The sequence below is a fragment of the Burkholderia sp. SRS-W-2-2016 genome, from assembly GCF_001931485.1.
GTDB lineage: Bacteria > Pseudomonadota > Gammaproteobacteria > Burkholderiales > Burkholderiaceae > Paraburkholderia.
The window spans coordinates 1-19869 of the sequence record NZ_MSDV01000006.1 but is presented as its reverse complement, the minus strand read 5'-3'; the positions used below and the strand labels follow the sequence as shown (position 1 = coordinate 19869).

14 protein-coding genes and 1 tRNA gene are annotated in these 19869 nt (G+C 63.9%); 9 read left to right on the top strand and 6 right to left on the bottom strand.

The window, feature by feature from the left end; genetic code table 11:
- Positions 1–15 precede the first annotated feature (15 nt).
- The 6 genes from ispE (at position 16) to hisC (ending at position 4722) form a co-directional block, all read left to right on the top strand.
- Positions 16–897, top strand: coding sequence for a 4-(cytidine 5'-diphospho)-2-C-methyl-D-erythritol kinase (gene ispE, locus BTH42_RS02035; protein ID WP_075295264.1), 882 nt, complete (start codon positions 16–18; stop codon positions 895–897).
- Between the two features lie 52 nt (positions 898–949).
- Positions 950–1026 (top strand) — tRNA-Gln (locus BTH42_RS02030).
- Between the two features lie 63 nt (positions 1027–1089).
- The gene (locus tag BTH42_RS02025; protein ID WP_075295262.1) at positions 1090–2046 is read left to right on the top strand and encodes a ribose-phosphate pyrophosphokinase; all 957 of its coding nucleotides are present in this window, start codon (positions 1090–1092) and stop codon (positions 2044–2046) included.
- A gap of 164 nt (positions 2047–2210) precedes the next feature.
- On the top strand, positions 2211–2825 hold the full coding sequence (locus BTH42_RS02020) for a 50S ribosomal protein L25/general stress protein Ctc (RefSeq protein ID WP_075295260.1): 615 nt from the start codon (positions 2211–2213) through the stop codon (positions 2823–2825).
- 149 nt (positions 2826–2974) lie between these two features.
- Entirely contained in the window at positions 2975–3580 is a 606-nt protein-coding gene (gene pth / locus BTH42_RS02015; RefSeq protein ID WP_075295258.1) for an aminoacyl-tRNA hydrolase, read from the top strand.
- A 62-nt stretch (positions 3581–3642) separates the two neighbouring features.
- Positions 3643–4722 (top strand): histidinol-phosphate transaminase, encoded by a 1080-nt coding sequence (hisC, locus tag BTH42_RS02010; RefSeq protein WP_075295256.1) that lies wholly within the window; start codon positions 3643–3645, stop codon positions 4720–4722.
- 93 nt (positions 4723–4815) lie between these two features.
- On the opposite strand, the gene BTH42_RS02005 is transcribed toward hisC, so the two are convergent.
- The 3 genes from BTH42_RS02005 to rsmD form a co-directional block, all read right to left on the bottom strand.
- Positions 4816–5073, bottom strand: a complete 258-nt coding sequence (locus tag BTH42_RS02005) for a YfhL family 4Fe-4S dicluster ferredoxin (protein WP_054035799.1) — start codon at positions 5071–5073, stop codon at positions 4816–4818.
- 70 nt (positions 5074–5143) lie between these two features.
- Entirely contained in the window at positions 5144–5653 is a 510-nt protein-coding gene (gene coaD / locus BTH42_RS02000) for a pantetheine-phosphate adenylyltransferase (protein ID WP_075295254.1), read from the bottom strand.
- 112 nt (positions 5654–5765) lie between these two features.
- A complete protein-coding gene (gene rsmD, locus BTH42_RS01995) occupies positions 5766–6380 on the bottom strand; it encodes a 16S rRNA (guanine(966)-N(2))-methyltransferase RsmD (protein ID WP_075295252.1) in 615 nt (204 codons plus the stop codon).
- Positions 6381–6620: 240 nt separating this feature from the next.
- On the opposite strand from rsmD, the gene ftsY reads away from it, so the two are divergent.
- A complete protein-coding gene (gene ftsY, locus BTH42_RS01990) occupies positions 6621–7772 on the top strand; it encodes a signal recognition particle-docking protein FtsY (RefSeq protein WP_075295250.1) in 1152 nt (383 codons plus the stop codon).
- A gap of 148 nt (positions 7773–7920) precedes the next feature.
- Here the strand turns inward: ftsY and maiA are convergent, their stop codons facing one another.
- Together maiA and BTH42_RS01980 are read right to left on the bottom strand one after the other, a co-directional pair.
- Entirely contained in the window at positions 7921–8565 is a 645-nt protein-coding gene (maiA, locus tag BTH42_RS01985; RefSeq protein WP_075295248.1) for a maleylacetoacetate isomerase, read from the bottom strand.
- 35 nt (positions 8566–8600) lie between these two features.
- The gene (locus tag BTH42_RS01980; RefSeq protein WP_075295246.1) at positions 8601–9299 is read right to left on the bottom strand and encodes a fumarylacetoacetate hydrolase family protein; all 699 of its coding nucleotides are present in this window, start codon (positions 9297–9299) and stop codon (positions 8601–8603) included.
- A 638-nt stretch (positions 9300–9937) separates the two neighbouring features.
- Here BTH42_RS01980 and BTH42_RS01975 point away from each other — a divergent pair.
- Together BTH42_RS01975 and BTH42_RS01970 are read left to right on the top strand one after the other, a co-directional pair.
- Positions 9938–16969, top strand: a complete 7032-nt coding sequence (locus BTH42_RS01975) for a YDG domain-containing protein (protein WP_075295244.1) — start codon at positions 9938–9940, stop codon at positions 16967–16969.
- A gap of 15 nt (positions 16970–16984) precedes the next feature.
- On the top strand, positions 16985–18682 hold the full coding sequence (locus BTH42_RS01970) for a ShlB/FhaC/HecB family hemolysin secretion/activation protein (RefSeq protein WP_075295242.1): 1698 nt from the start codon (positions 16985–16987) through the stop codon (positions 18680–18682).
- A gap of 116 nt (positions 18683–18798) precedes the next feature.
- Here the strand turns inward: BTH42_RS01970 and BTH42_RS01965 are convergent, their stop codons facing one another.
- Positions 18799–19650, bottom strand: a complete 852-nt coding sequence (locus BTH42_RS01965; protein ID WP_075295393.1) for a sulfotransferase — start codon at positions 19648–19650, stop codon at positions 18799–18801.
- Positions 19651–19869 lie beyond the last annotated feature (219 nt).

Genomic DNA, 19869 nt, shown 5'->3' with positions numbered 1-19869 from the left:
TTTTAGTTTTCACTCATGATCGAAACAGCCGATTCGCTGCGCGACTGCCTCGCACCGGCGAAACTGAATCTCTTCCTGCATATCACCGGTCGCCGGCCGGATGGTTATCACACGCTGCAAACGGTATTCCAGTTGCTCGACTGGGGCGACACGTTGCACTTCACGCGGCGTAACGACGGCCTCATCACGCGCCGCACCGAAATCGCCGGGGTGCCGGCCGAGCAGGACCTCACCGTGCGCGCAGCGACGTTGCTGAAAGCGCGTACGGGCTCAAACGAAGGCGTCGAGATCGAAATCGAGAAGCGTCTGCCGATGGGCGCGGGTCTCGGCGGCGGCAGCTCCGACGCGGCGACCGTATTGCTCGCACTCAATCGACTCTGGAAGCTCAATCTGCCGCGCCAGGAATTGCAGGATCTCGCGCTGAAACTCGGCGCGGACGTACCTTTTTTCGTGTTCGGAAAAAATGCATTTGCTGAGGGTGTCGGAGAAGCTTTGGACGTTGTACAATTGCCGCCGCGTCACTTCCTGGTAGTGACGCCGAGAGTGCAGGTCCCAACGGCAGCGATTTTTTCAGAAAAAACGTTGACAAGAGATTCGAAGCCTCTCATAATTACGGACTTTCCTGCAGAACTTAGCTGCAACACTGAATGGCCAGAAAGCTTCGGCCGGAATGATATGCAGCAGGTTGTCGTAGGAAAGTACGCGGAAGTAGCGCAAGTGCTGCGATGGTTTGAAAACATCGCGCCGGCGCGGATGTCCGGATCAGGTGCAAGCGTTTTTGCAGCGTTCCGTAGCAAAGCTGAAGCAGAAGCGGCGCAAGCCAAACTGCCCGGCGAATGGAACAGCGCAGTAGCCGCCGGCCTGGATCAACATCCACTCTTTGCTTTCGCGTCATAAGTTTTGCATCGTCGAACGAAACTCCACGTTCGGCGGAGCTCAAAGTTAGTGTAGGGGAGTCGCCAAGCTGGTTAAGGCACCGGATTTTGATTCCGGCATGCAAAGGTTCGAATCCTTTCTCCCCTGCCAAAAACTCTCGTAGTTCGCTGTAGTTCAATTTCTCCCCCGCCCCCAGCCTGAAGTAGGTGCACGATGAGCAGCCATGACGGCCTGATGGTTTTTACTGGCAACGCAAATCCCGCGCTTGCACAGGAAGTCGTCAAGAACCTCGGTATTCCCCTCGGCAAAGCAATGGTTAGCCGTTTCTCGGACGGTGAAATCCAGGTCGAGATTCAGGAAAACGTGCGTGGCAAGGATGTCTTCGTCCTGCAATCCACGTGCGCGCCGGCCAACGACAATCTGATGGAACTGATGATCATGGTCGATGCGCTCAAGCGCGCATCCGCTGGCCGGATCACCGCAGCCATCCCCTACTTCGGCTATGCCCGTCAGGATCGTCGCCCGCGTTCGGCGCGCGTCGCCATCTCGGCGAAGGTCGTGGCGAACATGCTGGAAATCGCCGGCGTCGAGCGGATCATCACGATGGATCTGCACGCCGACCAGATTCAGGGCTTCTTCGACATCCCGGTCGACAACATCTACGCAACGCCCGTGTTGCTCGGCGATCTGCGCAAGCAGAATCACGAAAACCTGCTGGTCGTTTCGCCGGACGTCGGCGGCGTGGTGCGTGCCCGGGCTCTCGCAAAGCAGCTCAATTGCGACCTCGCGATCATCGACAAGCGTCGCCCGAAGGCGAACGTCGCCGAAGTGATGAACATCATCGGTGAAGTCGACGGCCGCACCTGCGTGATCATGGACGACATGGTCGACACCGCCGGCACGCTGTGCAAGGCTGCGCAGGTTCTGAAGGAACGCGGTGCGAAGCAGGTGTTCGCATACGCTACTCACCCGGTTCTGTCGGGCGGCGCGGGCGAGCGTATCGCCGCTTCCGCACTCGACGAACTGGTGGTCACGGACACGATCCCGCTCGGCGAAGAAGCCCGTTCGTGCGCAAAGATCCGTTCGCTGACGAGCGCCGGCCTGCTCGCCGAAACGTTCTCGCGGATCCGCCGCGGCGATTCGGTGATGTCGCTGTTCGCCGAAAGCTAAGCATTTGCGAAGACGCCGCGTATCGCTTCATGCGAAACGCGGCGTTTTTGCACAATCGGCACGAACGAACGAAGGTTCGTGTCGCTATCCCGGGCCTCAGCCATTACGGCTTCGAGGCCCTGCTTTTTACTACCTGGTCGCGGGTAGTGCATTGGAGATTCAACATGAAAGTAGTCGCTTTCGAGCGTTCCCTGCAAGGTACGGGTGCGAGCCGCCGCCTGCGTAACTCGGGCAAGACCCCGGGTATCGTTTATGGCGCCGGTGCTGACACGCAACTGATCGAACTCGATCACAACGCCCTGTGGCACGCGCTGAAGAAAGAAGTTTTCCACTCGTCGATCCTCGACCTGGAAGTGGCAGGCAAGTCGCAACAGGTTCTGCTGCGCGACGTGCAATACCACCCGTTCCGTCAGCTCGTGCTGCACGTGGACTTCCAGCGCGTCGACTCGTCGAAGAAGCTGCACACCAAGGTGCCGCTGCACTTCATGAACCAGGAAACCAACCCGGCAGTGAAGCTGTCGAGCGCGGTGATCTCGCACGTCCTCAACGAAATCGAAATCGAGTGCCTGCCGTCGGCACTGCCGGAATTCATCGAAGTCGACCTCGCGAAGATCGAAGCTGGTCAATCGGTTCACGCCAAGGACATCACGCTGCCGGCAGGTGTTGCGCTGGTCGCTCACGTCGACGCGGAAAACCCGGTCGTTGCTTCCGCAACGATCCCGGCTGGTGCGATCGCTGAAGACGCAGCTGCTGCTGAAGGCGAAACGCCGGCTGCCTAAGAACCTACCGGTTCGAAGCAAGCAATCCTCTCGATCCGTTTCGTATGAAACGGTCGATGTGACCCGCCGAGGTTCGCCCTGGCGGGTTTTTTTTCGGCTTAATTTACCCGGCCGCGCTGCACCGCCGGGCCAGTTGGATCCACGCAATCATGATCAAACTGATCGTCGGGCTCGGCAATCCGGGCGCCGAATACACCGCAACGCGCCACAACGCCGGCTTCTGGCTGGTCGATCAACTCGCCCGCGAAGCCGGCACGACGCTGCGCGACGAGCGGCGCTTTCACGGTTTTTACGCAAAGGCGCGGCTGCATGGCGAAGAAGTGCATCTGCTGGAGCCGCAGACGTATATGAACCGCTCCGGGCAGTCGGTCGTCGCGGTTGCGCAGTTCTTCAAGATTCTTCCCGATGAAATCCTCGTCGCGCACGACGAGCTCGACATGCCGCCCGGCAGCGTCAAGCTCAAGCTCGGTGGCGGCAGCGGCGGCCATAATGGGCTGAAGGACATCAGTGCGCATCTGTCGTCGCAGCAATACTGGCGGCTACGCATCGGCATCGGCCATCCGCGCGACCTGATTCCGGAAAGCGCGCGCGCCGGCGCGAAGCCGGACGTCGCGAACTACGTGCTGAAGCCGCCGCGGCGCGAAGAACAGGACGTGATCGACGCGTCGATCGAACGCGCGCTCGCGGTGATGCCGCAAATCATCAAAGGCGAGCTCGAGCGCGCGATGATGCAACTGCATCGCAACAACAGCTAGCTGGGCGCGATGAAACGCGCCAGCTGCATCGATACCGCAACCGACCCCGCGAGGAGAATCGCTTGAGCCGCTACTGGAGTGACATCGTTCATCGTCTGACGCCGTATGTGCCGGGCGAACAGCCCGCGCTCGCGCATCCGGTGAAGCTGAACACCAACGAGAATCCGTACCCGCCGTCGCCGCGCGTGCTCGACGCGATCCGCGGCGAGCTCGGCGACACCGCCGAAGCGCTGCGCCGCTATCCCGACCCGACCGCGCGCAAGCTGCGCGAAACGGTGGCCGCCTATCACGGCATCCGCGCCGACCAGGTGTTCGCGGGCAACGGCTCCGACGAAGTGCTCGCGCTGACGTTCCAGGCCCTGCTCAAGCACGACAAGCCGCTGCTGTTCCCGGACATCACGTACAGCTTCTACCCGACCTACGCGAAGCTGTTCGAGGTCGACTACCGGACCATCCCGCTCGACGAGAACTTCGCGATCAGGATCGACGACTACGCGGTGCCGAACGGCGGCATCCTGTTCCCGAACCCGAACGCACCGACCGGCCGGCCGCTGCCGCTCGCGGACATCGAGCGGCTGGTTGCGAGTCACCCGGAATCGGTGGTGGTCGTCGATGAAGCCTATGTCGATTTCGGCGCGCAGTCGGCGATTGCGCTGATCGATCGCTATCCGAATCTGCTGGTCGTGCAAACCGTATCGAAGTCGCGTTCGCTGGCCGGCATGCGGGTCGGCTTTGCGTTCGGCGACCCGGCGTTGATCGACGCGCTCAATCGCGTGAAGGACAGCTTCAACTCCTACCCGCTCGACCGTCTCGCGCAAGTCGCGGCCATCGCCGCGTACGAAGACGACGCATGGTTCCGCGACTGCCGCGCGAAGGTGATCGCGAGCCGCGAGCGACTTGCGGCGGAGTTGACCGCGCTGGGCTTCGAAGTGGTGCCGTCGGCCGCGAATCTGCTGTTCGCGCGCCATCCGGGCTATGACGCGACGATGCTGGTGGCGCGGCTGCGCGAGAAGGAAATCTTCGTGCGCCACTTCAACGCGCCGCGCATCGACCAGCATCTGCGGATCTCGGTCGGCACCGACGCCGAATGCGACATCCTGCTCGACGCGCTGCGCGGGATTTTCAGCGCGTACGTCGGCTAAGCGTCAAACCCGCAACACAAAACCGCCGCCGCAAAAGAAAAACGGCGAAGGCCTCTCAGCCTTCGCCGTTTTTTTACGCCCGACTCGCGAATCTCAAGCGCCCTTGGCCGCCTGCAACGCGTGATACTTCGCCATCAGACCTTCCGCCGTTTCCAGATGCTCCGGATCGCGCGGAATGCACTCCACCGGGCACACCTGAATGCACTGCGGTTCGTCGAAATGCCCGACGCACTCGGTGCACTTCTTCGGGTCGATCACATAGATTTCCGGGCCCATCGAAATCGCGTCGTTCGGGCACTCGGGCTCGCAGACGTCGCAATTGATGCACTCGTCGGTAATCATCAAGGCCATGCTCTTCTCACTTCATGCCGGCCGCGGCCGGCTTTGATCCGTCAAAACCGACAGTTTACGCCGGTTCGGCCTACGTCGCCTGAGCGCCGCTTTGCGGCCCCATCGACGCGACCTTCTCCTTCAGCCATTTTTCGACCGACGGGAACACGAACTTGCTGACGTCGCCGCCAAGCTGCGCGATCTCGCGCACGATCGTGCCCGAAATGAACTGGTACTGATCGGACGGCGTCATGAACATCGTCTCGACGTCGGGCAGCAGGTAGCGGTTCATCCCCGCCATCTGGAACTCGTATTCGAAGTCCGACACCGCGCGCAGGCCGCGCACAATGACCCGCGCGTTATTGGTCCGCACGAAATCCTTGAGTAGCCCCGAGAAGCTCATCACCTGAACATTCGGATAATGTCCGAGCACCTCATGCGCGATCGCGAGGCGCTCCTGCAGCGTGAAAAACGGCTTCTTGTTGCGGCTGTCGGCCACGCCCACCACCAGCGTGTCGAAAATGCTCGACGCGCGCCGAACGAGGTCTTCGTGACCGCGCGTCAGCGGGTCAAACGTGCCCGGGTACACGGCGACTACCATGAGACTTCTCCTCTTCTCTCAGACAAAAGGGCACTTCTGCGCGTCCACGCGACGCTTCCTGCTCAATACCGCGGGTGACGATAAACCGCCCGGCCCCTTTTTGGAACGCGCATTATTCCTTATTTTCGCGCTGCAGCAAATGGAAGTGGACAGCACCCGCCTTGCCCTGCCGCACCACCTCCCAGCCGGCGAGCGGCGCGTGGCTGGCCGGCTCGAGCGCGTCGCCCGACTCTACGTACAGGAAACCGTCCGCGCGCACCAGCGGCACGCTGAGTTCGAGCGCCTTGCCGAGCAGGTCTGCGTCGAACGGCGGATCGAGAAACACGACGTCGAACGACGCGGGCGCGAGACTCGCAGCAAGCCGCAAGCCGTCCGCTTCGGCGATTTCGATCATGCGCGCCTCCAGCCGCTGCTGGTTCGCGCGCAACTGACCGGCGGCACGCCCGTTACGCTCAACCATCAGCACGCGCGCCGCGCCGCGCGACGCGGCCTCGAAGCCGAGCGCGCCGCTGCCGGCAAAGAGATCCAGGCAGTGCTGGCCGTCCAGACGCTGGCCGAGCCAGTTGAACAGCGTCTCGCGGACGCGGTCGGGGGTCGGGCGCAGGCCGTCCAGATCGAGCACGGGCAGCGGCGTGCGTTTCCAGTCGCCGCCGATGATGCGAATGGCATGGGGCTTACCGCTTTTGGACGAAGCGCCGGCGGCGCGTGAGGGTGCAGAACGAGGCATGCAGTTTCGATTACGTGATGAAAACGCCCGCCGCGCCGTTGCGCGGGGGTCGGAGCGCCCACGTTACCACAGGGGTGGCGCGCGTCCAGCCTGGCCGATCAGCCGATACGACGCACTGCGGCACGCCTGATAAAATGTGCGGCTGCCAGCGCCCTGCCATCCGCAGCGCGGCGCTGCCCTCCGCTTCGCCGGTCCCGTGCCGGCTGCGCGCCACCGGCGCGCTCTCCCATACGCCAGATCATGTTCAGCTTTTTCAAACGATTCAAGGGTTCGAAAGAGTCCGATACCGCGGCAGACGAATCGCAGGCGGCGCCAGAAGACGCGACGCCCGAAGCCGCGCCTGTCGAGCCCGATGCGCCAATCGAGGCCTTCGAGTTCCCCGAGTCCGCCGCGCCGGCGGTCACGACCATCATCGAGCCGCAGCCCGAGCCGGAAGACGCCGTCTCCGGAGCGGTCGAAATCGTCCCGCCGCCGATGCTGGACGCGGGCGCGAAGCGCTCGTGGCTCACCCGCCTGAAAAGCGGGCTGTCGAAAACGAGTTCGAGCCTGACCGGCATTTTCGTCGGCGCCAAGATCGACGAGGACCTGTACGAAGAGCTCGAAACCGCGCTGCTGATGTCGGATGCCGGCGTCGAGGCGACCGAGTTCCTGCTCGAATCGCTGCGCGAAAAGGTCCGCAACGAGCGTCTGACCGACCCGCAGCAGGTCAAGACGGCGCTGCGTTCGCTGCTCGTCGAGTTGCTGAAGCCGCTCGAAAAATCGCTGATGCTCGGCCGCGCAAAGCCGCTGGTGATGATGATCGCCGGCGTGAACGGTGCGGGCAAAACCACCAGCATCGGCAAACTCGCCAAGCATTTGCAGAGCTTCGATCAGTCGGTGCTGCTGGCCGCCGGCGACACGTTCCGCGCGGCCGCGCGCGAGCAACTGGCGGTCTGGGGCCAGCGCAATAACGTGACCGTGGTCGCGCAGGAAAGCGGCGACCCGGCCGCGGTGATCTTCGACGCGGTCGGCGCCGCGCGCGCGCGCAAGATCGACGTGATGATGGCCGACACGGCCGGCCGTCTGCCGACCCAGCTGCATCTGATGGAAGAGCTGCGCAAGGTCAAGCGGGTGATCGGCAAGGCGCAGGACGGCGCGCCGCACGAAGTGCTGCTGGTGATCGACGCGAACACCGGCCAGAACGCGCTCACCCAGGTCAAGGCATTCGACGACGCGCTCGGCCTCACCGGCCTGATCGTCACCAAGCTCGACGGCACCGCGAAGGGCGGGATTCTGGCGGCAATCGCGCGGCAGCGGCCGATTCCGGTGTATTTCATCGGCGTCGGCGAAAAGGTCGAGGATTTGCAGCCGTTCAGCGCCGAAGAGTTTTCGGACGCGCTGCTGGGCGGCTGAACCCGCGAACGAGCGGCGAGCACGCGGCCACCGCAAGCAGGCTCAGGCTCGGGCTCTCGCCCGCTCCGGACAGCAAAAAGGGCACTCCTCGGAGTGCCCTTTTTTCGTTTCTACCTCTGCGTGAACCGCAACGGAAGCTAGCCCGGCATCACTCCGCATCCGGCTGCACGCCCGGCGCCGCTCGCGCGAACGCATCGAGCTGCATCGCGTGATCGTAGATGCGCTGGATAGTCGAATACTTCGTCGTATCGATGTTGAAGCGCTGCGCGTTGAACACCTGCGGGATCAGGCACGCGTCCGCGAGCGTCGGCGTGTCGCCGAAACACAGCTTGCCGGTCCGCGCGTCGCCGGCCAGATGCGCGTCGAGCGTCGCGAAGCCCGCGTCGATCCAGTGCCGGTACCACGCGTCTTTCGCGTCGCTATCCACGCACAGCGTGTGCTTCAGATACTTCAGCACGCGCAGATTGTTCAGCGGATGAATCTCGCACGCGACCTGCAACGCCACCGAGCGCACATACGCGCGATCGAGCGGCGCCTTCGGCAGCAACGGCGGCTCCGGATGCGTCTCCTCCAGATACTCGATGATCGCGAGCGACTGCGGCACCGCATCGTGGCCGTCGACCAGCGTCGGCACGATGCCGTCCGGGTTGACCTTCCGATAGTCGGGTTTCAACTGCTCGCCGCCGTCGCGCACGAGGTGCACGGGCACGTAGTCGTACGGCAGGTTCTTCACGTTCAGCGCGATGCGTACGCGGTACGACGCGGAGCTACGGAAATAGCTGTAAAGCTTCATGATGACTGCCTCCTCCACCTGCCCCACGAGCCGCTTCAGACGACCCGTACGCTGAATTCGCCGAGTCCGTCGACGCCGCCCTTCATCAGATCGCCCTGCACGACCGCGCCGACACCTTCCGGCGTGCCGGTGAAAATCAGGTCGCCCGGCTGCAGTTCGAACAGCGTCGACAGATAGGCGACGGTCTCGGCCACCGACCAGATCAGTTGCGACACGTCCGCGCGCTGCTTGTCCTCGCCGTTCACCGACAGCCAGATCGCGCCCGTGCCGATATGGCCGACCGTCGCGGCCGGATGGATCGGACCGAGCGGCGCCGAGTGATCGAAGCCCTTGCCGGTGTCCCACGGCCGGCCCATTTTCTTCGCCTCGCCCTGCAGATCGCGGCGCGTCATGTCGAGGCCGAGCGCGTAGCCGTACACGTGCTTGAGCGCGCTGTCGACGGGGATGTCCTTGCCGCCCTTGCCGATCGCCGCGACCATTTCCATTTCGAAGTGGACGTTCTTCGTCTGCGACGGATACGGGAACTCGCCAGTCGCGCCCGGTGCAACGTAGACGATCGCATCGGCCGGTTTTGTGAAGAAGAACGGCGGCTCGCGATCCGGATCGTGGCCCATCTCGCGCGCGTGCGCCTCGTAGTTGCGCCCCACGCAGTAGATGCGCCGCACCGCGAACTGTTCGTCCGACCCAACGACCGGCACCGCGACCTGCGGTGCGGGTGCAAATACGTAACCCATTGCGTTCTCCGTGTTCCGTTTTCGAGTGACGCCGCCGCGGCGGCGAGAAAGCATCGAGTGTAACGCGCGAGGTAATCGGGAAGCTTACATCCGGGCATAGCCCGCGACCGAAGTGGGCATGTCACCGTCCCAGCCGCCAGCGCAAGTAGAAAATCACCGGGCCTTATATAACGGCGTCAGGAAAGAAAAATTAAGCCCTTTTTCTGGATGTTTTTTGTAAAACGTTTGCTGTTGCAAAAAGCACTCATAAATTTCCTTACATGCGCGCGTTTTTATAAATCTCCTGTAATTAACAAATTAGCTTCGGTAGACTTCCGCTACCTGGCCTTGTCATCCGGGAACAGGCTGTAAGCATCGATGACGCGTTTTCCGGCCACGGCGGCGACACTCCCATCAGGCATCGGTTGTCGGTAAGCAGGCGTTGAACACGCCAGCGGCCGGGGCCTTCCATGCGCCATCCGGTTGCGGACCGACGCTCATTGAACTCGACCACAAACACGTTCTATCAGGCCGCCCGCATCGGCGCTGCCTGAGCAGATTGAATTACAGGCGGACCTCGTCCGCGAACCGCGCTTTTCGCGGGCAGCACATAAATCAATTAATTCGACCAAAGACTTTAAGAACATTTCGGGGCTTTCATGAATCACGCATATCGGCTGATCTGGAGCCAGCTTTATCAAAGCTGGATCGCAGTATCGGAAGTCGCACGGGGGCGGAGCAAGGGTTCGGCACGCAACAAACTCGTCGTCGCGGCATTGTCTGTGTCAGCGGCCGCGGCGCAGGCGGCGCCGACCGGCGGCCAGGTCGTCTCGGGAAGCGGCAGCATCAGCACCCGCGGTTCGACGACCACGATCACGCAGTCCAGCTCCACCATGTCGGTGAACTGGAACAGCTTCAACGTCGCGCCCAGGGAGACCGTCACGTTCGTGCAGCCGTCGACTTCATCGGTTGCGCTCAATCGCATCTTCGACACGAGCGGCACGCGGATTCTCGGCACCCTGAACGCCAACGGTCAGGTCTTCCTCGTCAACCCGAACGGGATCGTGTTCGGCAAGGGCGCGCAGGTCAACGTCGGCGGCCTCGTCGCGTCGACGCTCGACGTCAGCGACGCAAGCCTGAGCAGCGGCAAACTGACCTTCAGCGGCAACGGCACGGGCAGCGTCATCAACTACGGCACGATCACGGCGGCCACCGGCGGCTACGTGGCGCTGCTCGGCAACCACGTCGGCAATCAAGGCACGATCGTCGCGAAGCTAGGCACGGTCGCGCTCGGCGCCGGCAGTGCGGTCACGCTGAATTTCGGCGGCAATAGCCTGCTCAGCATGCAGGTCGACCAGAGCACGCTGAACAACCTCGCGGCAAACGGCGGCCTGATCCAGGCGGACGGCGGCGTCGTCATGATGACGGCCGGCGCGAAGGACGCGCTGCTCGCAAGCGTGGTGAACAACACCGGCGTGATCGAAGCACACACCGTCGAGAATCACGACGGCACGATCACGCTGCTGGGCGGCATGGCGGACGGCACGGTCAATGTTGGCGGCACGCTCGATGCGAGCGCCCCGAACGGCGGCAACGGCGGCTCGATCGAGACCAGCGCGGCGAAGGTCAAAGTGGCGGCCGACGCGACCATCACGACGCGCGCGCCGTACGGACTGGCGGGCTCGTGGCTGATCGATCCGACCGACTTCACGGTGGCCGCGAGCGGCGGCGACATGACGGGCGCGACGCTCAGCTCGGCGCTCGGCAGCGGCAACGTGCAATTGATGAGCACCTCGGGCGCAAGCACCGGCAGCGGCGACATCAACATCAACGACACGGTGAGCTGGAACTCGCCGACGACGCTGACGCTGACCGCGCAGAACAACATCAACGTCAACCAGAGCATCACCGCGACGAATGCCGACGGCAAGGTATCGCTGCAGTACGGGATGGCGCACCTCAATGCGGGCAATACCGCGACCTACAACATCGGCGCCCACGCATCGATCAATCTGCAGGCTGGCAACAACTTCATTACCCAGCTCGGCAGCAACGGCACGCCGACGGTCTTCAGGGTGATTACGAGTCTCGGTAGCCAGGGCAGCACGACCGGCACGGACTTGCAGGGCATCAACGGGAATCTTTCGGGCAACTACGCGCTCGGCAGCGATATCGACGCGACCGCCACGTCGGGTTGGAATAGCGGCGCCGGCTTCACGCCGATCGGCAACGGCGGGCAGTTTTCCGGCACGTTCGACGGTTTGGGGCATGCGGTCAAGGGACTGACCATTAACTCCAGTGGCTATTTCGGTTACGGAGGGCTCTTCAGCGCACTGGGGCAAGGCGGAGTGATCCGCAATGTGGGGCTGGTCAACGCCAACGTTTCCACCGGCACCAATATGGGCTACGGCTACGGCTTCGGCTATGTCGGGGCTCTGGTCGGCTTCAATTACGGCTCGATCGTCAACAGCTATACGACCGGCTCGGTGTCAACGGTGGAAGGCATCGTCGGCGGCCTGGTGGGCGTCAATTTAGGCACCATCAGAAACAGCTATTCGACGGCCTCCGTAACGACCAATTCGGCTGCCAACAATTACGGCTACGGCTATTGGAAGTTGGGCGGTGGTCTGGTGGGCTATAACGCAGGCGTCATCAGCAATAGCTATGCGACCGGAAATGTGGCCGTCAATGTGAGTGCCAACGACTCTTACGGCTATCAGCAGTCGGCCGGCGGCCTGGTGGGCTACAACGCCGGAGGCTCGGTCAGCAACAGCTATGCGACCGGAAGCGTCAGCCTCAACGGCACCAACGTGTACGGAGGATATGCTGGCGGCCTGATCGGCTCCAGCTATGGGACGGTCAGCGATAGTTATTCGACGGGCGCGGTCAGCAGCAGCACGGGCGGGTCGGCAGGCGGCCTGATCGGCTCCAGCGGCGGACCGGTCACCAACAGCTTCTGGGACGTCACCACGTCGGGGCAGTCCACGTCGGCGGGCGGGACCGGCCTGACCACGCAGCAGATGCAGACCCAGTCGACTTTCACCGCGGCGGGCTGGGATTTCGCCAATACGTGGGTGATGTACGAGGGCTACACCTATCCGTTGCTGCGCTCGTTCATGAGTACGTTGACGGTGACCGCGAACGACGCGGCCAAAACCTACGACGGCACCGCGTTTTCGGGCGGCAACGGCGTCACGTATTCGGCCTCCGCGAGCGGCAATGTGTTCGGCACGCTCAGCTACGGCGGCACGTCGCAGGGCGCGACGGACGTCAATGCCGCGGGCTACACGATCTCGGCCGGCGGTCTGTACTCGAACCAGCAAGGCTACGTCATCGTCTATCAGAACGGGACGCTGACGGTCGATCCGAAGACGTTGACCGTGACCGGCACGAGCGCAAGCGACAAGGTCTACGACGGCACGACCACGGCCACGCTGACGGGCGGCACGCTGTCGGGACTGGTCGGTACGGACGCGAGCACGGTGACGCTCACGCAGTCGGGTACGTTTGCATCGAAGAACGTCGGCACGGGCATTAGCGTGACGGCAACGGATTCGCTGGGCGGCTTGGGCGCGGGTAACTATGTGATCGCTCAGCCGACGGAGTTGAGCGCGAACATCACGCCGGCGACTCTTACGGTGAGCGGCACGAGCGTCAGCAACAAGGTGTATGACGGCACGACCACGGCCGCGCTGTCCGGCGGCACGCTCACTGGCGTGATCGGTTCGGATTCCGTGACGTTGACGCAGTCGGGTACGTTCGCTTCGAAGAATGTCGGCACGGGCATTAGCGTGACTGCAACGGATTCGCTGGGCGGTTCGGGTGCGGGTAACTATGTGCTCTCCCAGCCGACGGAACTGAGCGCCAACATCACCCCCGCTACGCTGACGGTAAGCGGCACGAGTGCTAGCAACAAGGTGTATGACGGCACGACCACCGCTGCACTGTCCGGCGGCACGCTCACCGGCGTGATCGGTTCGGATTCCGTGACGCTGACGCAGTCGGGCACGTTCGCCTCGAAGAATGTCGGCACGGGCATCAGCGTGACCGCAACGGATTCGCTGGGCGGCTCGGGCGCGGGCAACTACGTGATCGAACAACCGACGGAACTGAGTGCCAACATCACGCCGGCAACACTCACGGTGAGCGGCACGAGCGTCAACAACAAGGTGTATGACGGCACGACCACAGCTGCACTGTCCGGCGGCACGCTCACTGGCGTGATCGGTTCGGATGCCGTGACGTTGACGCAGTCGGGCACGTTTGCATCCAAGAACGTCGGCACGGGCATTAGCGTGACCGCAGCGGATTCGCTGGGCGGCTCGGGCGCGGGCAACTACGTGCTCTCCCAGCCGACGGAACTCAGCGCCAACATCACGCCGGCAACACTCACGGTAAGCGGCACGAGCGCAAGCAACAAGGTGTATGACGGCACCGCGACCGCCACGCTGTCCGGCGGCACGCTCACCGGTGTGATCGGTTCGGATTCCGTGACGTTGACGCAGTCGGGCACGTTCGCATCGAAGAACGTGGGCGCGGGCATCAGCGTGACTGCAACGGATTCGCTGGGCGGCTCCGGCGCGGGCAACTACGTTCTCTCGCAACCGACTGAACTCAGCGCCGACATTACCCCCGCTACGCTGACCGTAACGGGCACGAGCGCAAGCAACAAGGTCTACGACGGCACCACGACCGCCACGCTGACGGGCGGCACGCTCACCGGCGTGATCGGCTCGGATTCCGTGACGCTGACGCAGTCGGGCACCTTCGCATCGAAGAACGTCGGCGCGGGCATTAGCGTGACCGCAACGGATTCGCTGGGCGGCTCCGGCGCGGGTAACTATGTGCTCTCCCAGCCGACAGAACTCAGCGCCAACATCACTCCAGCTACGCTGACGGTAAGCGGCACGAGCGTCAGCAACAAGGTCTACGACGGCACGACCACGGCCGCGCTGTCCGGCGGCACGCTCTCAGGCGTGATCGGCTCGGACTCCGTGACGCTGACGCAGTCGGGTACGTTCGCTTCGAAGAACGTGGGCACGGGCATTAGCGTTACCGCAGCGGATTCGCTGGGCGGTTCGGGCGCGGGTAACTATGTGCTCTCCCAGCCGACGGAACTGAGCGCCAACATCACTCCAGCTACGCTGACAGTCACGGGCACGAGCGCAAGCAACAAGGTGTATGACGGCACGACCACGGCCGCGCTGTCCGGCGGCACGCTCACCGGCGTGATCGGTTCGGATTCCGTGACGTTGACGCAGTCGGGTACGTTCGCTTCGAAGAACGTGGGCGCGGGTATCAGCGTGACTGCAACGGATTCGCTGGGCGGTTCGGGCGCGGGTAACTATGTGCTCTCGCAACCGACGGAACTGAGCGCCAACATCACGCCCGCCACGCTGACGGTAAGCGGCACGAGCGCTAGCAACAAGGTCTACGACGGCACCACGACCGCCGCGCTGACTGGCGGCACGCTCTCGGGTGTGATCGGTTCGGACTCGGTGACGCTGACGCAGTCGGGCACGTTCGCATCCAAGAACGTTGGCACGGGCATTAGCGTGACCGCAACGGATTCGCTGAGCGGCTCCGGCGCGGGCAACTATGTGATCGAACAGCCGACGGAACTGAGCGCCAACATCACCCCCGCTACGCTGACAGTAAGTGGCACGAGCGTCAGCAACAAGGTCTACGACGGCACGACCACGGCTGCGCTTTCCGGCGGCACGCTCACTGGCGTGATCGGTTCGGATTCCGTGACATTGACGCAGTCGGGTGCGTTCGCATCGAAGAACGTGGGCACGGGCATTAGCGTGACCGCAACGGACTCGCTGGGCGGTTCGGGCTCGGGTAACTACGTTCTCTCGCAACCGACACAACTGAGCGCCAACATCACGCCAGCAACGCTCACGGTGAGCGGCACGAGCGCAACCAACAAGGTGTATGACGGCACCAGAACGGCCACGCTTTCCGGCGGCACGCTCACCGGTGTGATCGGTTCGGATTCCGTGACATTGACGCAGTCGGGCACGTTCGCATCGAAGAACGTCGGCACAGGTATCAGCGTGACCGCAACGGACTCGCTGGGCGGCTCCGGCGCGGGCAACTACGTTCTCTCGCAGCCGACGGAACTGAGCGCCAACATCACCCCCGCTACGCTGACGGTAAGTGGCACGAGCGTCAGCAACAAGGTCTACGACGGCACGACCACGGCCGCGCTGTCTGGCGGCACGCTCACCGGCGTGATCGGTTCGGACTCCGTGACGCTGACGCAATCGGGTACGTTCGCATCGAAGAATGTCGGCACGGGCATCAGCGTGACCGCAACGGATTCGCTGGGTGGTTCGGGCGCGGGCAACTACGTGATCGAGCAGCCGACGGAACTCAGCGCCAACATCACCCCGGCAACACTCACGGTGAACGGCACGAGCGCTGGCAACAAGGTGTATGACGGCACGACCACCGCTGCACTGTCCGGCGGCACGCTCACCGGCGTGATCGGTTCGGATTCCGTGACGTTGACGCAGTCGGGCACGTTCGCATCGAAGAACGTGGGCACAGGTATCAGCGTGACCGCAGCGGATTCGCTGGGCGGTTCGGGAGCGGGTAACTACGTTCTCTCGCAACCGACGGAACTGAGCGCCAACATCACGCCGGCAACACTCACGGTAAGCGGCACGAGCGCAAGCAACAAGGTGTATGACGGCACGACCACGGCCACGCTGTCCGGCGGCACGCTCTCAGGCGTGATCGGCTCGGACTCCGTGACGCTCACTCAGTCAGGTACGTTCGCTTCGAAGAACGTTGGCACGGGCATTAGCGTGACTGCAACGGATTCGCTGGGCGGCTCGGGCGCGGGCAACTACGTGATCGAACAGCCGACGGAACTGAGTGCCAACATCACGCCGGCAACACTCACGGTGAGCGGCACGAACGCAAGCAACAAGGTGTATGACGGCACGACCACGGCCACGCTGACGGGCGGCACGCTCTCGGGCGTGATCGGCTCCGATTCCGTGACGCTGACGCAATCCGGCACGTTCGCATCGAAGAACGTGGGCACGGGCATCAGCGTGAGCGCATCGGACGCGTTGAGCGGCGCCGACGCGAACAACTACGTGGTCGCGCAACCCACCGACCTCACCGCCAGCATCACCCCCGCCACGCTGACCTACACGGCCGCCGCGGCAGCCGGCACCGCGGGTCAGCCGGCGCCGACGCTGACCGGCACGCTGAGCGGTTTCGTCGGCGACGAAACCCAGGCCAGCGCGACCTCGGGCAACCTCGCGTGGACCACCACCGCGACCCGGTCGTCGGCGGCGGGCACGTATGCAATCGACGGCGGCGGCCTCACGGCAGCGAACTATGTGTTCGCCGAGGCACCCGGCAACGCCACCGCGCTGACGCTTGCCGCGGCGCCGTTGAATTCGCTCCCCGATGTTCTGTCGAGCGCGCAAACGGGTATCCCAGTCCTCGGCGGAACTTCGCCGTCGCTGAACCCGTCGTCGACGATCACGAACGGGGCCGTGCCGCCCAACTCGCAACCGGGTGCGCCCGCTCCGGCGCAGCCGGGCGATCAGCCGGCCCCGTCGGCTCCGGTGCCGGCCGTCACGATGAATATCGGCGGCACGGGCACTTTGCGGATCGAGAACAAGGGCGTGAACCTGCCTGCGGGCACGCTGGTTGGCCAGAACTAATCCATCGAAATATCCATGAACCGTTCCACTTACGGCCGCTTTGCGAAACGGCCGCTTTTTCTCGCCCTGTTGGGCGTTTTGCCCTGCGCAGCCGCGCATGCCGCCGACCCGGTCATCCCGAACGCCGGCACGCTGCTGCAGCAGACCCAGCCGGTCCTGCCGCTCACCCCGAGCCCGAACAGCACGGGCCTGAACGTGGTCCAGCCGCCGAGCGCGCCGTTGCCGTCGACGATCGCGTTCAGCGTCGAGCGCATCGACATCACCGGCAATACCCATATCGATACGGCGACGCTGCACGCGCTCGTAGCCGATTCCGAAGGCAAGCAGCTGACCCTCGCCGATCTCGGCGACCTCGCGTTGCGGATCACCGACTACTACCACGCGCACGGCTATCCGCTCGCCCGCGCGATCGTCCCGGCGCAGACCATGCAAGGCGGCCAGGTGCGCATCGAAGTCATCGAGGCGCGCTTTGGCAAGATCGGTCTCGACAACCAGAGCCGCGTGCGCGACGGTCTGCTGCAAGCGACGCTCGGCGGGCTGCAAAGCGGCGCCGTCGTGACCGAAGCAGCGATGGATCGCAGCCTGCTGCTGCTTTCCGACATCCCGGGCGTGCGGATCAACGCGACGCTCAAGCCCGGCGCGCAGGTCGGCACGTCCGACCTGCAGGTGGTCGCGAGTTCCGCGCCGATGGTCGCCGGCGGCGTATCGGCTGACAACTGGGGGGAGCGCTATAGCGGTCGTCCGAGACTGTCGGCAACGGTCAGCGTGTTCAACCCGCTGCATCAGGGCGACGAGTTCAACGTCTCGGGCGTGACGAGCGGCGCCGACATGAACTACGGCCGCGTGGCCTACGACGCGTTGCTCAGCGGCGCCGGCACCCGCGCCGGCGCGGCGTTCTCGGCGCTCGACTATCGCCTCGCCGGCACGCTGTCGCCGCTGGGCGCACACGGCACCGCGCAGGTCGTCAGCGCATGGGTCAAGCAGCCGCTGCTTCGCAGCAGGACCGTCAACCTGTACGCGCACCTGCAGTACGACCACTTCACGCTCAACGACAGCATCGACGCCAACGCCACCGCGACGGACCGCCATCTCGACAACGTCACGGCGACGCTGACGGGCGACGTGCGCGATGGTCTGCTGGCCGGTGCGGCGAGCAGTTGGAGCGCGAGCTGGACGTACGGACACACCAGCTTTACCAACGATGCCGCGCAAACCCTCGATGCTCTCGGGCGCGACACCCAGGGCGGCTTCTCGAAGCTGAGTCTGAGCGCGATGCGGCTGCAGGATTTCGGCGGCGGCAATCAGCTGTTCGTGTCGTTGTCGGGGCAATTCGCGTCGGGCAACCTCGATTCGTCACAGCAACTGATCGCGGGCGGCCCGACGTCGGTGCGCGCGTACGATGTCAACGCCGTCGCCGGCGACAGCGGTGCGACCTTCACGATGGAATTGCGTCACACGATGGCGCATGCGTGGTTCGGACAGTGGCAGGCGATCGCCTTCGTCGATGCGGCGCACGTGAAGATCAATCGCAATTCGTTCGAAGCGGGCTCGAATATCGCGAATCTGGGCGGCGTGGGCGTCGGGCTGAACTGGGCGGGGCCGTATCGGACCACCGCGAGCGCGTCGGTAGCGACACCGCTCGGCGGCCGGCCGGAAGTGGCCGGCAATACGGCGTCGGTGCGCGCGTGGCTGCAACTGGCCAAGGCGTTCTGACGAGCGACGTCCGGGTCACGGCCCGGACCTGATGCCGCTACGCACGCGCCTGCGGGCGCGTGCGTAGCGGATCCGCCTCGAATCGGCACAGACGTCGGAAAAACGGGCGCGCCGGCTCAGTTCGCCGCAGCGCTCGCCGGCATGGTTCTGGCGAGGTGCGGATAGTACATCTCGTAATACCACGCGCAGGCGGTCTCGATCTGCCGCTGGATGCGCGGCGGAATCGCATGCACGGCAGGCGCGGCGATTCGCCCCGACTGCCGGTGCAGATACTTCATCCGGTAGTGGCTATCGCTTTCGTGAGCGCGCGCCGTCAGCTGGTCGGGCTCGATCTCATGCGGTGCAAGGCCGAGCCACGCGAACAGATGCGACATGCACGCGGCCGGCTTCGCCATCAAATCCTCGAAACGCAGGAAATAGAGCCGCTCCTGCACGGCCTTGGGCAGATCCAGCACCGCGTGCAGCGCCCCCAGCGGCGCCCCGATCGCCTTATCTTTCGCGAACAGGATGTCGGCCCGGCTCATGCGGTCGAAATCGGCGAGATGGTCGGGGAAATCGATCAGGATGGTGCGCTGATGCTGCGCTTCGATCGAACCGTAGATCTGCCCGAGCTCGCGCAAACACACGATCAGACGCGCTTCGGGCTCGATGTGCAGCAGCATCTCGATGCTCTGCAGCCACGCGCGATTCTTGTCCACCACCACGCGCCGGTCGCAATCGTGATACCAGCCACGCACGAAGCCCTGCATGGCCGAAGTGAGATGCGCATAACCGCGCTCGAACGAGTGGTCGAGCTGGGACAGGAAGAAGGAGTCGTCGCTGATCATGCGGCGCAGCCCCTGCACCGCATTGCACAGCGGCGAACTATGACCTTCGCAGTGGATCTCGGGATGCTGCCCGAGCAATTGACACAACAACGTCGAGCCTGCGCGCGGCAAGCCAGTCACACCAACAAATTGAGCCGGCATCGATTCGCAACCCTCGGCGTGATCGAGTTCTCCCTGCAAGCGAGGGCGAAACCGTGATGACAAAACGCGTATTTTAGCGCGCGATCATCGCGGCGATGGACGCGTTTGCGGCGCCGCGAGCCTCGCGCGACCGTCATAGATGCGATACTCACACCCACCAGCATTTGTTAAATGACGTCGCCCCGCCCCCTTGCGCCCGATGACCGACTCCACCGACAC